This window comes from Janthinobacterium sp. BJB301 (assembly GCF_002735685.1).
Classification (GTDB): domain Bacteria; phylum Pseudomonadota; class Gammaproteobacteria; order Burkholderiales; family Burkholderiaceae_D; genus Janthinobacterium; species Janthinobacterium lividum.
Genome location: NZ_PDZJ01000001.1, coordinates 1,765,928 through 1,780,033, shown reverse-complemented (window position 1 = coordinate 1,780,033; position 14,106 = coordinate 1,765,928). Strand labels below are relative to the sequence as shown.

17 protein-coding genes are annotated in these 14,106 nt (G+C 62.9%); 10 read left to right on the top strand and 7 right to left on the bottom strand.

Annotated elements, in window-relative coordinates; all coding sequences use genetic code 11:
- Nucleotides 1-67: 67 nt before the first annotated feature.
- The 4 genes from CSQ91_RS07845 to CSQ91_RS07830 form a co-directional block, all read right to left on the bottom strand.
- Nucleotides 68-310: a hypothetical protein gene (locus CSQ91_RS07845; protein WP_092605044.1), complete on the bottom strand. Its 243-nt coding sequence runs from the start codon at nt 308-310 to the stop codon at nt 68-70.
- Between the two features lie 13 nt (nt 311-323).
- Complete coding sequence (locus CSQ91_RS07840; protein ID WP_099387891.1) at nt 324-1,823, bottom strand: DUF4331 domain-containing protein; 1,500 nt, start codon at nt 1,821-1,823, stop codon at nt 324-326.
- A 118-nt stretch (nt 1,824-1,941) separates the two neighbouring features.
- Nucleotides 1,942-2,589 (bottom strand): NrsF family protein, encoded by a 648-nt coding sequence (locus CSQ91_RS07835; protein ID WP_099387890.1) that lies wholly within the window; start codon nt 2,587-2,589, stop codon nt 1,942-1,944.
- Nucleotides 2,586-3,182 carry a sigma-70 family RNA polymerase sigma factor gene (locus tag CSQ91_RS07830; protein WP_070279775.1) on the bottom strand — a complete coding sequence of 199 codons (597 nt, stop codon included), beginning with the start codon at nt 3,180-3,182 and terminating at the stop codon, nt 2,586-2,588. Before CSQ91_RS07830 ends, CSQ91_RS07835 begins: the two co-directional genes overlap by 4 nt.
- Before the next feature lie 131 nt (nt 3,183-3,313).
- Here CSQ91_RS07830 and CSQ91_RS07825 point away from each other — a divergent pair, with 131 nt between their 5' ends.
- From CSQ91_RS07825 to CSQ91_RS07790, 8 genes are all read left to right on the top strand, one after another.
- Nucleotides 3,314-4,120: a DUF1223 domain-containing protein gene (locus CSQ91_RS07825; protein WP_257217254.1), complete on the top strand. Its 807-nt coding sequence runs from the start codon at nt 3,314-3,316 to the stop codon at nt 4,118-4,120.
- Nucleotides 4,120-4,716, top strand: a complete 597-nt coding sequence (locus tag CSQ91_RS07820; RefSeq protein ID WP_099387889.1) for a cytochrome b/b6 domain-containing protein — start codon at nt 4,120-4,122, stop codon at nt 4,714-4,716. The genes CSQ91_RS07825 and CSQ91_RS07820 overlap by 1 nt, the downstream gene beginning before the upstream one ends.
- A gap of 11 nt (nt 4,717-4,727) precedes the next feature.
- Nucleotides 4,728-5,498 carry a molybdopterin-dependent oxidoreductase gene (locus CSQ91_RS07815; protein ID WP_099387888.1) on the top strand — a complete coding sequence of 257 codons (771 nt, stop codon included), beginning with the start codon at nt 4,728-4,730 and terminating at the stop codon, nt 5,496-5,498.
- A 188-nt stretch (nt 5,499-5,686) separates the two neighbouring features.
- Nucleotides 5,687-5,998 carry a pentapeptide MXKDX repeat protein gene (locus CSQ91_RS07810; RefSeq protein ID WP_070279771.1) on the top strand — a complete coding sequence of 104 codons (312 nt, stop codon included), beginning with the start codon at nt 5,687-5,689 and terminating at the stop codon, nt 5,996-5,998.
- Between the two features lie 168 nt (nt 5,999-6,166).
- On the top strand, nt 6,167-7,387 hold the full coding sequence (locus tag CSQ91_RS07805) for an MFS transporter (protein WP_070279770.1): 1,221 nt from the start codon (nt 6,167-6,169) through the stop codon (nt 7,385-7,387).
- A 29-nt stretch (nt 7,388-7,416) separates the two neighbouring features.
- The gene (locus CSQ91_RS07800) at nt 7,417-7,812 is read left to right on the top strand and encodes a DUF5071 domain-containing protein (RefSeq protein WP_180278368.1); all 396 of its coding nucleotides are present in this window, start codon (nt 7,417-7,419) and stop codon (nt 7,810-7,812) included.
- A 140-nt stretch (nt 7,813-7,952) separates the two neighbouring features.
- A complete protein-coding gene (locus CSQ91_RS07795) occupies nt 7,953-8,822 on the top strand; it encodes a hypothetical protein (RefSeq protein ID WP_257217253.1) in 870 nt (289 codons plus the stop codon).
- Nucleotides 8,823-8,951: 129 nt separating this feature from the next.
- Nucleotides 8,952-9,647, top strand: a complete 696-nt coding sequence (locus tag CSQ91_RS07790) for a CatA-like O-acetyltransferase (RefSeq protein WP_257217252.1) — start codon at nt 8,952-8,954, stop codon at nt 9,645-9,647.
- On the opposite strand, the gene CSQ91_RS07785 is transcribed toward CSQ91_RS07790, so the two are convergent.
- Nucleotides 9,644-10,402: an AraC family transcriptional regulator gene (locus CSQ91_RS07785; protein ID WP_180278367.1), complete on the bottom strand. Its 759-nt coding sequence runs from the start codon at nt 10,400-10,402 to the stop codon at nt 9,644-9,646. The two genes, CSQ91_RS07790 and CSQ91_RS07785, sit on opposite strands and share 4 nt — an antisense overlap.
- 86 nt (nt 10,403-10,488) lie before the next feature.
- Between CSQ91_RS07785 and CSQ91_RS07780 the strand changes: the two genes are divergently transcribed.
- The gene (locus CSQ91_RS07780; RefSeq protein ID WP_099387884.1) at nt 10,489-11,256 is read left to right on the top strand and encodes an alpha/beta fold hydrolase; all 768 of its coding nucleotides are present in this window, start codon (nt 10,489-10,491) and stop codon (nt 11,254-11,256) included.
- Here the strand turns inward: CSQ91_RS07780 and CSQ91_RS07775 are convergent, their stop codons facing one another.
- Together CSQ91_RS07775 and CSQ91_RS07770 are read right to left on the bottom strand one after the other, a co-directional pair.
- A complete protein-coding gene (locus tag CSQ91_RS07775; RefSeq protein ID WP_034786115.1) occupies nt 11,257-11,898 on the bottom strand; it encodes a LysE family translocator in 642 nt (213 codons plus the stop codon).
- Between the two features lie 106 nt (nt 11,899-12,004).
- Complete coding sequence (locus CSQ91_RS07770; protein ID WP_099387883.1) at nt 12,005-13,087, bottom strand: YeiH family protein; 1,083 nt, start codon at nt 13,085-13,087, stop codon at nt 12,005-12,007.
- Between the two features lie 107 nt (nt 13,088-13,194).
- Here CSQ91_RS07770 and CSQ91_RS07765 point away from each other — a divergent pair, with 107 nt between their 5' ends.
- The gene (locus CSQ91_RS07765; protein ID WP_034786119.1) at nt 13,195-14,097 is read left to right on the top strand and encodes a LysR family transcriptional regulator; all 903 of its coding nucleotides are present in this window, start codon (nt 13,195-13,197) and stop codon (nt 14,095-14,097) included.
- Nucleotides 14,098-14,106 lie beyond the last annotated feature (9 nt).

The following is a 14,106-nucleotide window of genomic DNA, read 5'->3' as shown; positions in this document are numbered from 1 at the left end:
GAATGGGGCGGCAAGGGCGGGCTGCCGGAGAACTTGGTCTCCGGCGCCCGCGCTTGCATGCTGCGCGTTACAGCGGTACCGGCTCCGTATTTTCCGGAGAGGTCGCCATGATGGCGTCGATGGCCACGCCGTCCTTGTCATCGCTGGTGGTCAGGATGACGTTGCTGACGGCCACATAGAAGGCGTCGAGCAGGACCACGGGCGGCGGCGTGGTGCCACCGTTGTCGCCGCCGTGGCTGCTACCGCCGCCACCGCAGCCGGCCAGCATGGCCGTGAGCGCCAGGGCGCTGATTGCATGGAGCTTTTTCATCGCATTCTCCTCGTTACAGCTGCGGCGAACCGGCCACGGGATTTTTCAGGTAGGGGAAACCTGCCGTGAACGCGGTTTCGTCAAGGAAGGCGCCATCCGTGAAGTGCAGGCCGCCAGCCGGGGCATCGGCCGGAGCGCAGCCGATGTTCAGGGTGCACAGCTTGCCCATGGCCACGCGCAGCACCACGTCGACCACATCGTCGCCGGGGCGGCGGCCGTTCGGAAAGCCCGCGTTATCGCCGCCGATGACGCCGAGGCGGTTTTGCGCGCCGACATTGGTGGCCGCGATCGAGGTGTTCAGGCGCAGCATTTCCGACGCCGTCACGGTGACGGGCTGGTTTACGCCCTTGATGCCCGTCAAAAAGGTGGCCACCAGGTCGTTGCGGGGGAAGTTGGTGGGTGCCTTGGCGCCTGCCGAGCCGAACAACACTTCCACCAGGGCCGGCGCCGTGGGATTGGTGACGTAGTCGGCAAACTGCGCATCGCCCGACGGCTTGCTGGCGTTGAAGCGGTCCTTGTCCTTCAGGCCGATGACCAGTTCATTCACCAGCGGCATGCCCAGGCGCGACACTTGCACCCACGCGCCGCCTTCCTTCGACGCCGTGGTGGCCGTGCCCGGCGCCGGGTTCAGCAAACGTCCCTGGCGCAGGCTGGCCGTGGTCCAGCCGCCGATGACAGGATCGCTGCCGGCCGTCAGGCAGGCGGTCGGTACTTCCATCTCGATGGCCGTGACGTTCTTGCGCGCCAGGTCATCCTTGGCGGCGGACTCCGCATTCGCGGCAAACTCCGTGGCGGGCGCCTTGATGTTGATCAAGTCGAACGTTTCGCCCAGGTTCACGACGAACGGGTCCTTGCGCTGGCCGACGAACAGGCGCGCGGGCGTGGCGCAGCCGGGAATGTTGACGGCGTACACATGCTGCGCGGCATACGCGGCGTAGTTGGGGATGGCCTTGTTGCCGATATTGTCGACGGGCTTGTCGAAGGTCGTGCCGCCGCCGCTGGCGTTGGTGACTGCGCTCCTCGTGCCTGTGCGGCGGTCGCCGCGCACCACCGTCACGCTATACGTTTCGCGCACGTTCAGGCCGGCCGGGTTGACGCTGTCGATGGCGCCGCCGTTGATGACGAGCGGAATCGAGACTTTCTTGCCGCCCACGGTGAACTGGCCATCCTTGATGGTGTTGGTGAAGCGGAACTGGAAGGTGAGGTCTTCCTTGCCGTCGCCATTGTTGTCGATATGGATTTCGTACAGGGCGGCGGGGTCCATGGCGAAGTAGTTCGGGCCGCCGTAGGCGTCTTGCAGGGGGATATAGTCGGCCACCAGCGTGGTGTAGGCGCCGCGGCCCGCCTCATAGCTGCGGAACATATAGAAGTCGGTGGCGTCGACTTTGGGGTTTTGCGTGATGAATGGCGCTTCGCGGTGGCTGGAGGCATAGGCCGCTGGCGCGATCGCCAAGGCCAGCAGGTTGCCCAGGAGTGCGGCGCCCAGTGCGGTTTTCGAGTGTGACAAAGACATTTCGATTCTCCCGATTTTTGTTAGCGTTGACAGACAAGTCCAAGAAACTGCAGGCTGCCTCACTTGTACGCGCGGAAGAAGAAAACGGATTCACTCCTGGGAAAAGGATGTCATTGGCTTACCAGGCCAGTACTTTCGGCCCTATGGCCGCGCCGATGGCGGTCGGCACCAGCATGCCCAGTACATACCAGAAGCCGACGAAGCTGGCCGCCAGCTCCGGGCAGTGCAGGCAATACACGAGCGCGGCCATGCCGCCGGCGGCAAAGCCGGCAGCGGCGCCCGCCAAGCGCAGTCGCGTGGGCGCCAACTGGCGCATCAGGCGCAGCACGGCGGCCAGGATGGGCAACGAGAGCAGCGCGATCAGCAAGGGGCAGCTGCGCCAGGTGGCGCCCCAGAACAGCTCGGCGCGTTGTTCGGGCGGGGCTTCCTGCAGGATGATGGCGCCCAGCGTCCACATCAGCAGCAGAGGCATGGCGAGCAGCAAGGGCAGGGCGCGGGTGGCGGCGCCGGGCACGCACAGGCGGCGGCTGACGTGCCAGGCCGCCAGGCAGAGGCAGACGACAAAGCCCACCTTGATCCAGAAGTCGGGCAGCTGGGCCAGTTGTTCCAGGTTGGGCCGCACGCCCAGCAGCATGGCCATCAGCGCCACGCTGGCCAGCAGACCGGCGCCCAAGGTACCTGCGGCGCGCCAGCGGGCGCCCGGTGGCGGCGCGGCAGCCACGTCGGGGCCGCTGGCCAGCATGGCGATCAAGTCATCGGTTTTCATGGTGCAATCCCTTCATTGCCTGTTCTTAAATTGGCCGCCAGTGCCTTCAAGCCGCGATGCACGGCCACTTTGACGCTGGCTTCCGAAATCTGCATGGCCGCCGCCGTGTCGCGCACGGACCAGCCGTCGAGCTTGGTATGCACGATGGCGTCGCGCTGCTGTGCCGGCAAGCTGGCCAGCAGCTTGCCCAGGTCGCGGCTCGCTTCGGCCGCCTCGGCGTCGGCGCTGGAAAACAGTTCCTGCGCGCCATCTTCTTCGTCATACGGCAAGTGCTGCGCCTCGCGCCGCGCATGCCGGCGCAGCCAGTCGATCAATTTGTAGCGCGCGATCGCATGGATCCACGACGTCAGCGGCACGCCCGTATCGTACGTCAGACGCTGGTTGTGGATAGCCAGCAAACACTCCTGCACCAGGTCTTCCACCTCGTCCGGCCAGCGCTGCAGGCGGCGCCGCAGGAACGCGCGCAAATGGCCGCTGGTGGCTTGCAAGAAACTGCGATAGGCCGCCGCATCGCCATCGAGCCCGCGCAGCATCAAGCCATGCAGCCGCAATTCCGTGCCATGCAGGTGTTCGCTTACAGGTATTCGTTGCATGCAGGCCTTTGGTGACAGGCATTGAAAAAAATAAATCCCGGATTATTTTGCTGGCGGCTGTAACCAATCGGCCTGCGGCGGCGAATTGACTGGCAAGCACGCTTCTTAATTCAATATACCGGTGAAAGACCATGGACATCAAGCACCGCCTTGCAACACTGCTTTTCCCCGTGCTGGGCACGGTCCTGGCATCCCCGGCCATGGCGCAGCTGGCCGCCGGCCAGCGCTGCGCCGTGCAAAGCGGGCCGCAGACGGCGGCGCTGGTGGAGCTGTACAGCAGCGAAGGCTGCTCCAGCTGCCCGCCCGCCGACCAGCGCCTGAGCGCCTTGCGCAAGGAAGCGGGCTCGGCCAGCCTGATCGTGCCGCTGGCCCTGCACGTCACCTACTGGGACCAGATCGGCTGGACGGACCCGCTGGCGCAGGCGCAATTCGATGCGCGCCAGGCCGAACTGCTGCGCCACCAGCCGCGCCACGTGGCCTACACGCCGCAGTTTTTCGTGGGCGGCACGGAATTGCGCAGTTGGGATACGCAGCTGCCGGCCGCCATCCGCCGCATCAACGCGACCGCCGCGCCCGTCAATATCAGCCTGTCCGCCACGCCCGGGCCTGGTGGAAAATTATTGCTGGAAGCCAATGCCAGCGCGCCGGACGTACAGACGGGCGGCCAGCTGTACGTGGCCATCAGCGAAAGCGCCATCGTCTCGAAAGTGCTGCGCGGCGAAAACCGCGGCGCCACCCTGCATCACGATGCAGCCGTACGCCTGTGGCTGGGGCCGGTGTCTCTGGCGCAAGGCCGCGCCCAGCTGCGCCGCGCAGTCAACCTGCCCGCCAGCTGGCGTCCGGAGCAGCTGCAAGTGGTCGCCTTCGTGCAGCGGGCCGACAGCAGCGCCATCCTGCAAGCCGTCAGCACGGCATCCTGCGCGAAAGGAGTGATGTGATGAACGGACAAGCGAGCGTGATTCACCCCGCCTGGCTGCGCCTGACGCACTGGCTCAATGCCGTGGCCGTCGTGGTGCTGGCCACCAGCGGCTGGCGCATCTATAACGCGGCGCCATTTTTCCCCTTCGAGCTGCCGCGCGCGCTGACCCTGGGCGGCTGGCTGGGTGGCGCCCTGCAATGGCATTTCGCCGCCATGTGGCTGCTGGTGGCCAATGGCTTGCTGTATCTGGCGATTAACATCGTTTCGGGACGGCTGCGGCGCCAGTTCTTTCCCCTGACGCCGCGCTTGCTGCTGGCCGATTTCATGGCGGCCCTGAAAGGCAAGCTGGCCCACGCGGATCCGCGCCACTACAACATGGTGCAGCGCGCCGCCTACCTGTTCGTCATGCTCGACTGCATCGTGCTGGTGCTGTCCGGCCTGGTGCTGTGGAAGTCCGTGCAATTTCCCCTGCTGCGCGAGCTCATCGGCGGCTACGAGAGTGCGCGCAGGGTCCACTTCATCGCCATGGCGCTGCTGACGGGCTTTGTCGGCGTGCATTTGCTGATGATGGCGCTGGTTCCACGCACCCTGGTCGCCATGCTGCGCGGCCGCTGAAGGAGACGATCATGAAAAAAACCATTCTCGTGCAAGAAGAGGGCCAGGCCATGCTGGACGACGCCTTGCGCCAGATCAAGCAACCGTCGCGCCGTTTGTTCCTGCAGCGCAGCCTGACCCTGGGCGGCCTGTCCTTGTTGACCGGTTGCAACGTCAGCGACCCATCCGGCATCGAGACAGCCCTGACGGCCGTGTCGCGCTTCAACGACAAGGTACAGGGCTGGCTGTTCGATCCGACCAAGCTGGCGCCAACGTATCCCGATTCCATGATCACGCGGCCGTTTCCCTTCAACGCGTATTACGGCGAAGATGAAGTGGAAGAAGTCGATGGCGACGCCTGGCGCCTGGAATTGAGCGGCTTGATCGCCGACAGGAAGCCATGGAGCTTGCCGCAATTGCGCGCCTTGCCGCAGGAAACCCAGATCACGCGCCACATCTGCGTGGAAGGCTGGAGCGCCATCGGCAAGTGGGGCGGCGTGCCGTTTTCCCACTTCCTGAAGCGGGTCGGCGCCGACACGACGGCAAAATACATCGGCTTCAAGTGCGCCGACGATTATTTCACCAGCATCGACATGGCCACGGCCCTGCACCCGCAAACCATCATGGCCCTGAGCTACGACGGCCAGGAGTTGCCGCCCAAGTACGGCTACCCGATGAAACTGCGCATGCCGACCAAGCTGGGCTACAAGAATCCCAAGCACATCCAGGCCATTTTCGTCACGAATACGTATCCGGGAGGGTATTGGGAGAATCAGGGCTACAACTGGTTCGGCGGTTCCTAGGACGGCCGGAGAGGCGGCCAGTGCGGCGTTGCATTGCCTTGTCGTACTAATCGTACTGCCTGCGGCAATGCGCCTGGCCCTGACCACCTCCCGGCCTTCCTATTATTTATCAGCAAGCAGCACCCGTAGCACCGCAGTCGCTTTCACACCGGGCATTTGCCCAACTAACCCAGAGACAAGGACTTATCATGAAAACCACGATCACCACCTTCGCCGCCATCCTCGCTTCCGCCATCCTCATGTCGGGCGCCGCGTTCGCCCAGGATGCCATGAAGAAAGACGCCATGGCCAAGGACGCCTCGGCCGATACCATGCACAAGGATGCCATGGGCAAGGACGGCATGCACAAGCCGATGGCGAAGAAGCACATGAAGAAGGACCACATGGCCAAGGATGGCATGGCGAAAGATGCCATGGCAAAAGACGGCATGAAGAAGGATGACATGAAAAAGGATGACATGAAAAAGGATGGCATGGCCAAGGATGCGATGGCCAAGTAATACGGGCGTCCGGCGCCGCCTGCGTGGGGGCGCCGGGCCTGGCTTGCGCTTCCCCTGCGTTTGCGTCATGTTAATCTTGCAATACTATTATTCTTGCCGCGCTTCAAGATGCGAAGCAGCCAATTGGTGTAAGCTGGCTGCCTCGCGTTTTCCCCCGCTTGCAGAATCATGACCGAACCATCGCTTGCCGCGCTTTCCCCCGAAACACCCCCCTCCGACAAATCGATCCGCCGCCGCTCGCTGTTCGCCGCCTGCAGCGCGCATGCCGTGCATGACGGCTTGACGGACGTGATCTATGTGCTGCTGCCCATCTGGCAGGCGCAGTTTGCCATCAGTTACGCCATGGTGGGCCTGTTGCGCGGTTCCTACTCGGGCATGATGGCCGGTTTCCAGTTGCTGGCCAGCCGCCTGGCGAAGCGCTGGGGGCGCGAACGCATGCTGGTGGGCGGCACGGCACTGGCCGGCGTCGCCTACCTGATCGCGGGGCAGGCAGGCGGACTGGCCGTGCTGCTGTTCGCCCTGCTGCTGGGCGGCCTGGGCGCCAGCACCCAGCATCCGCTGGCCTCGTCCATCGTCACGGACACGCACGAGGCGGGCGGGGGCGTGAAGGAAGCGCTGTCGCACTACAACTTTGCCGGCGATATCGGCAAGACCCTGATTCCCGCGCTGGTGGGCTTGCTGTTATTGGTGTGCAGCTGGCAAGCCAGCGTCTCCTTGCTGGGTTTGCTGGGCCTGGCGGCTGCCGGCTTGCTGTGGTGGCTGCTGCCGAAACCGGGCGAGCTGCAGGCGGGCGCGAAGAAGGCGGGCAAGAGCATCGCCGGCAGCGGCTCCAAGGGAAGTTTTCGCGCCTTGCTGGCCACGGGCACCCTGGACAGCGCCGTGCGCATGGGTTTTCTGACCTTTTTGCCATTCCTGCTGAAAAGCAAGGGCGCGGGCACGGCCGGCATTGGCGTGGCCTTATCGCTGCTGTTCGTGGGCGGCGCCTTCGGCAAGTTGCTGTGCGGCTACCTGGGTGCGCGCATCGGCATGATGAAGACCGTATGGCTGACGGAATCGATGACCTCGCTGCTGATCGTGGCGGGCCTGTGGCTGCCGCTGGCCGGCATCATGGTCATGCTGCCTTTGCTGGGGCTGGCGCTCAATGGCACCTCGTCCGTGCTGTACGGCGTGGTGCCGGAACTGGCAGAGCCCGGCAAGCGAGAGCATGCGTTCGCGCTGTTCTACACGGGCAGCATCGGCGGTGGGGCGCTGTCGCCCGTGCTGTTCGGCGCGCTGGGCGACCGGACGAGCGTGCCCACAGCCCTGCTGGCGCTGGCAGCCGTATTGCTGCTGACCTTGCCGCTGGCGTGGAAGGTGCAGCGGGGCCTGGCGCACGGTGGCCCCGCATGACACGGATCAACCATACAGGAACGCCTTGCATGCACCTGCCATTGCCGCGCGATAAACACGATACGGAGAATGCGCAAGCCCTCATCGCCTTTAGCTGGGAGGAACTGCGTCCGGCCATGCCGCAGATACTGGAATGGGTGCAAGATGTCAATTGGCCGGTGGCCGGCGTGCTCCTGCCGTACCTGGCCGGCATCGGTGTGCGCCTTGCTCCCTATATAAAAACGGTGCTGGCCGGTAATGACGAACAATGGAAGTATTATGTATTGCAGGGCATCGTGCGCCATTCAAGGGAGCTGGCATTCGAATTGGACGGGGAATTGCAACGCTTCGCCCATGCACCGACAATGGGAGAGCTGGAAGAAGGCGTGGCCGAGGTGGCCCGGGAAATTCTGCAATGCCAGATAATAACTGTGGTCGGCCAGTAATCAGGGTCATTATTGTAAGAAATCAGTATTGAGTGTGCGTGCGTGTGGCCATTCCTGTAATAGATAGGAGACAATCCGGGCCGAATAAATTTCGACCTCCGGGTTGTAAAACCCTCCCTATCATTTAACAGGAAGATTACATGGGCAATTTTAGTATCCCGCAAACCAATAAAGCACTCGCCGTGTATTTTCATGGCAAGACGGTGCCTATGCTGTTTGCGGTATTTGCGGCGATCCTGGCGGCAGTGGCAGGTTTTGTGTTGTACCTGAGCACGACCATGCCTCAGAAAACACTGACCGATACGCAGGCCATGACCTTGCGTAACGGCGCCAAGCTGGGTACGCACAGCAATTTGACTATTTTGTATGGCACGGCAGCTTTTCTATTGCTGCTCGCCGTGCTGGTGCTGGTCATGCGCGCGGTAATGCTCAAGCGGCGGAAAAGCCGTTTTGAATTGCATGAAGACGGTGTGGTGCATGAATTGAACGGCATTCGCAGCTACGCCGCCTTTGCCGATATCGAAGACCTGTATCTGTTTGCCGGCGGTTCCACCGCCATGACAGGCATGATCAATAACCTGGCCTACCGCACGGGCGCCGACCAGCCCTGGATATGGGCTACCGGAGAACTCAAGCGCTTTGACGAGTTCATGGACGAATTTCGCTCCCGTTACCTGGAATACCGCATGCCCGTCTTGAAGCAGCAGCTGGCGGACGGCGAGCGCGTGACTTTCCGCTATATCAGCAGCGGCGACATGTACAAGAAGCGCTTGTTCGGTAATTTCCTGAATTTCAAGACACAGGAACTGGCCTTGTCTGCGCAGGGCTTGCATGTGGACGGCGTCACCTGGCCTGGCGCCAGCCTCAAGTGCATGAATCAGAATGACTGGACCGAGAGACTGACGATCAAGGATGCGGCGGGTACGACAGTATTTTCATGCATCGGCACGGGCATCCTGAGTTTCGACCTGTTCGCCAATATGATAGACGACGAGATTAATCAAGCGTAGTAATTCCGGCGGAAATAAGCCTCCCGATACGGGGAGGCTTGCGACCGGCTTATCCCGGTCGGTGGCCAAATTCAGATAAAGAATGAAGACGCATTTACTGTCGAATAACGAATATTAAAAAAACATTCCATGCGCCTATGGCATGACTTGCCCGCCAGCACTCCCATCGTCTACACTCGCCGCATGAAAAATTTTGAAAAGCGGCGCGACCGCTATGACTTGTTCCGGGCGTTTGACAATCCCCTCGTCAACATCAACTTCCAGCTCGATGTGCCGGATTTCCGGCCCTGGTGCAAGGAACGGAAAATCCCCGTGTTTCACTTTTTCCTGTTTTGCCTGCTCAATACGGTCAGGGACATCGACAACTTCATGTACCGCATCTACCAGGGCGAGGTGATACGGATCGACGATTTCCCCGCCTCGTACACCGTCATCAACGGCGATGAAAACCTCAATTACACGCGCTTCGCGATGACGGACCAGCTTGACCTGTTCATCGCGCGCAGCCTGGAAGCCAAGCGCATTGCCGAAGCCAGTTCCGCACTGATCAATACGGGCGAGGGCGAAAGCGAGCGCGAGCAGCGCAACAATATCTTCATCACCTGTTTGCCATGGCTGGAACTGGCGGCCATCGAGCACCCGATCCACCGCCACCGCGACGCCGACATACCGACCTTTACCTGGGGCAAGTTCGGCCCCGCGCAGGCGGATGGCCGCATGCGGGTGCCGTTTTCCGCGCAAGCCCACCATGGCTTTGTCGATGGCTACCATGTGCAGAAACTGGCGCACGCGTTGGCGCAGCGCATCGCCGCCATCGTCGCCTAGGCCAGATAATCGCTGGGTGCCTGGCCCAGCACGCGGCGGAAGGCGGCCGTGAAGGCGCTGGGGCTGGCATAGCCGAGGTCGAGCGCCACGCGGGTGACGGCTTGCCCGTCCGCCAGCCGCGCGATGGCCGCCAGCAGGCACGCTTGCTGGCGCCACTGGGCAAAGGCCAGCCCCGTCTGGGCGCGGAACTGGCGCGTAAAGGTGCGCCGGCTCATGCCGGCTTGCGCCGCCATCGCATCCAGGCTGCTGTCCAGGCTCGGTTGCCGCAGCATGTCCATGCACAGGTGCGCCAGCCGGGGCTGCTGCGGCAGGGGCGCGCTCAGGGGCAATGGCCTGGCGGCGGCAATTTCATCGAGCAGCAAGGCCATCAGTCGTCCGGCCCGCGATTGTTCCGCATACAAGCCATCGACCGTCACGGCCTCGGCCAGCAGTTGGCGCAGCAGCGGCGAAGCGTCCAGTACCTGGCAGTGGGACGGCAAGCCGCTCTCTGCGATGGCGGGTGCATCGATAAACACGTTGTGCATGGTCACGGCGCCATGCATGCGCATGCCATGGGATAGCTGGGCAGGTACCCAGCAAGCGCGTTGCGGCGGCACCAGCCAGTTGCCTTGCGGCGTGTGCACGCTGATGACACCGCGTGCCGCATACGCAAATTGCCCGCGCGCATGGCTGTGGCTGGGAAACATTGCGCCAGAAGCATAGTCGCGTGCCGTGGCGATCAATGGGCGCGGTACTTCCGTATAAAAATCATCCATGGCCCATACTCTACAGTAGTTGACCTGACATCGAAAGCGGGCCGCTTGACGTCCGCTTACCATCACACTCTTTTTCCGGAGTGAACATGCACAATACCTGTCATCGCGTGGGCCATGGTCCCCACGCCGTCATCGTCCTGCACGGCTGGTTTGGCGACGCCAACGCTTTTTCCCCGATGGAAGCGGGTCTCGACGGCGGCGCTTTCAGCTATGTCTTCATGGACAATCGCGGCTATGGCGGCATGCGTGGCGCAGAGGGTGAGTATTCGATGGACGAGGTCGCCCGCGACGCGCTGGCGCTGGCCGATGCGCTCGGCTTTGCCACCTTCAGCGTGGTAGGCCACTCCATGGGGGGCATGGCGCTGGAACGGCTGGCCTTGCTTGCCCCCTTGCGCCTGCGCAAACTGGTGGCCGTGGCGCCCGTGCCCTGCTGCGGCGTGGCCTTCGATGCGGCCGCCCGCGCGACGTTTCTCGCGGCCGCCGATAGCGTGGCGGCGCGGCGCGCCATCATCGACCGCAGCACGGGCGGGCGCTTGCCAGCCACCTGGCTGGGCTGGAAGGCGCAGTATTCGTGGGAAAGTTCGGATCCAGGGGCGTTTGCCGCGTATTTCCTCGCGTGGAGCGAGACGGATTTCAGTGAAGAAATCAAGGCGGCGCGCGTGGAATTGCCGTTGCTGGCGCTGGTGGGGGAGCATGACCCCCGTTTCGATGCTGCCCTGATGCGCCGCACGTATCTGGCGTGGTACCCGCAAGCCCGGCTGGAGGTGCTGGGCAATGCGGGACACTATCCGATGAATGAAACACCGCTGGCCCTGGCGGCCAGCATCGAGGCGTTTTTGACGGAAAAGAACTAGTTACGCCGCCTTGGCGCGCAGGCGCAGCAGGCTCAGGCCCAGCAAGACGAAGGCGCCGCCCGTGATGCGGTTGAACAGCTTGGCGCGGCCCGGCGTGGCCAGCTGGGTTTTCAGCAGGCGCGCCAGGTTGGCGTAGAACAGGTGGGCCAGCATGGCGCAGGCGACAAACGAAGTCGTCAGCACGGTGAACTGGATGGCCACCGGTTCGCCCGGCGTGATGAATTGCGGGAACAGTGCCGAGAAGAACAGGATCGCTTTCGGATTGGTCAGCGCGACCGTCAAGCCCTGGCGGAAGAGTTTCCAGAACGAGTTAGGATTCGCCGTGCCGGTCACCACGGGCGCATCGGCCACGACGCTGGTCTTGCTGCGCCATTGCTTGATGCCCAGGTACACCAGATACAGGGCGCCAGCCAGTTTCAGCAGCATGAAGGCCGTGGCCGAGGTGGCCAGCACGACGCCCATGCCAGCCATGGCCACGCCGGAAATGATGAACAAGCCAAAACCATTGCCCATGCTGCTGATCATTGCGCGGCGCGGGCCGACGGCGATGGCGTTCGAGATGGCCAGCAAGACGGCCGGGCCGGGAGAAAACGTGACGAGCAGGGCGACGCTGCAGAAAAGCAGCCAGTTCGAGAGATGCATGGGTGTTCCTGGGTGGGGCCGAAGCCGGATTGAGAGTCAAAACACGTATATTGTACGAAGTTTTCGCCTCCCGCGTCTGCGGCCCCGGCTTGTATCAAGCTGCGCCTTAAGCAAACAGGCTGGCGACCATATGGTTGATGGCGGCGCCACCGGCGATGAGCCAGCAGAACAGCAGGCCGGCCAGCAGCAGGGGCTTGATGCCGGCGCGGCGGATGGCCGACATGTGCGTCGTCAAGCCGAGGGCAGCCATGGCCATGGCCAGCAAGACTGTGTCGAGCTCGGTGATGGTGGCGACTGTTCCCGCTGGCAGCAGGCCCAGCGAATTGAATGCCACCACGCCGATAAAGATGAAGGCGAACCAGGGAATGGCCAGCTTGGCCGCCTTGTCGTGGCCGCCGTTGCCACCTTTGGCCTTGCCGCGCGCCAGCACCGCCGACAGGATGACGAGGAAGGGGGCCAGCATCATCACGCGCACCATCTTGGCGATCACGGCCGCATTCGCCGCTTCCTGTCCGATCGACTTTCCAGCCGCCACCACCTGCGCCACTTCATGCACGGTCGAGCCGATGTACACGCCAAAGGCAGATGGTGTTGCCGCCAGCACATGCCAGCCTTGATTCAGCTGGTACAGCAATGGATACAAAAAGATGGCGATGGTGCCGAAGACCACGACGGTCGAGACGGCCACGGTGACATCTTCGCTGCGACCCTTGACGACGGGCTCGGTCGCCATCACGGCCGCCGCGCCGCAGATCGAGCTGCCCGCGCCGATCAAGATCGCGCTGTTGCGTTCCAGCTTGAATACCTTGGTGCCAAGGAACATGGCCAGGCCAAACGTGGACGCCAGCACCAGCGCGTCGATGGCGATGCCGGCCAGGCCCACCTGACCGATATCCTGGAAGGTCAAACGAAAGCCATACAGGATGATGCCGAGTCGTAATAGTGTCTGTTTGGAAAAAGTCACACCCGCGCCGCAGGTGGGCGCCAGGCGGCCATAAACGCTATTGCCGAGCACAATGCCCAGCATGATGGCCAGGGTCAGGGCGCTCATGCCGTGGCTTTGCATCCATTCCAGCTTGCCCAGTTGAATGGCGCCCCAGGCGATCACGCCGCTGAGCAGCAGGCCGGGGAGAAGGCGGCCATAGCGGTCGCTGAAACTTGTTGTGTTGCTTGTTGAGAGGGATGACATGCCGTACTCCGTGGTTCCTGGTTCGTATGGCATGACTGTACAGTTCGCTGATTAAATGGTAAAACGGATTGTTTTTGTATCTTTAACTGATTGAATAGGTAGATAAAATGGCGTTGACCTTGCGGCAACTGCAGATTTTCCTCGCCGTGGCGGATACGGGCAGCACCAGTGCGGCCGGGGAGTTGATTGCGCTGTCGCAATCGGCCACCAGCGCGGCCCTGAATGAACTGGAAGCCTTGTTGGGAGCGCAACTGTTTGACCGTGTGGGCAAGCGTTTGCTGCTCAACGACAATGGCCGCCTGCTGTTGCCGCAGGCGCGGCAGATGCGCGACGGAGCCGCCAGCATCGAGCGCCAGTTCGCGGGCGCTGACCCGTCCGTGCCCGTCAGCCTGCAGATCGGCGCCAGCACCACCATCGGCATCTATTTGCTGCCGCAGATACTGGCGCTGGCGGCGCAGCAATACGGGCGCAGCATTCCGCAAGTGACGATTGCCAACACGGCCGACATCGCCGCCGCCGTGGCGGAGTTCCGTGTCGATATCGGCCTGATCGAAGGGCCGTGCCACGAAGCGGGCTTGCTGGTGGAGCCATGGCTGACGGACCAGATGCTGATCGTGGCCGCGCCCACGCATCCGCTGGCGCAATTGCGCCATCTGCTCAGCTTTACGGAGCTGAACCAGGCGGGCTGGCTGCTGCGCGAAGCGGGCTCGGGCACGCGCGAAGCCGTGGAGCAGGCGCTGGTGCCGTATCTGCACTATCTGCGTGCCGCGGGCGAGTTCAGCAACTCGGAAGCCATCAAATATGGCGCGGCGGCGGGACTGGGCATCGCCTGCCTGTCGCGCGTCGTCGTGGCCGATTTGCTGGCCAGCGGGCAACTGGTAGAACTGGAAACCATGCTGCCGCCGCTGGAGCGCAATTTCTATCTGATCCGCCAGTCCAGGAAAATCCTTTCCCCGCGCCTGGCCGGCTTCCTGGAGCTATGCCGCCACGCCACACGCATGGCGGGCTAGCGGGATCAG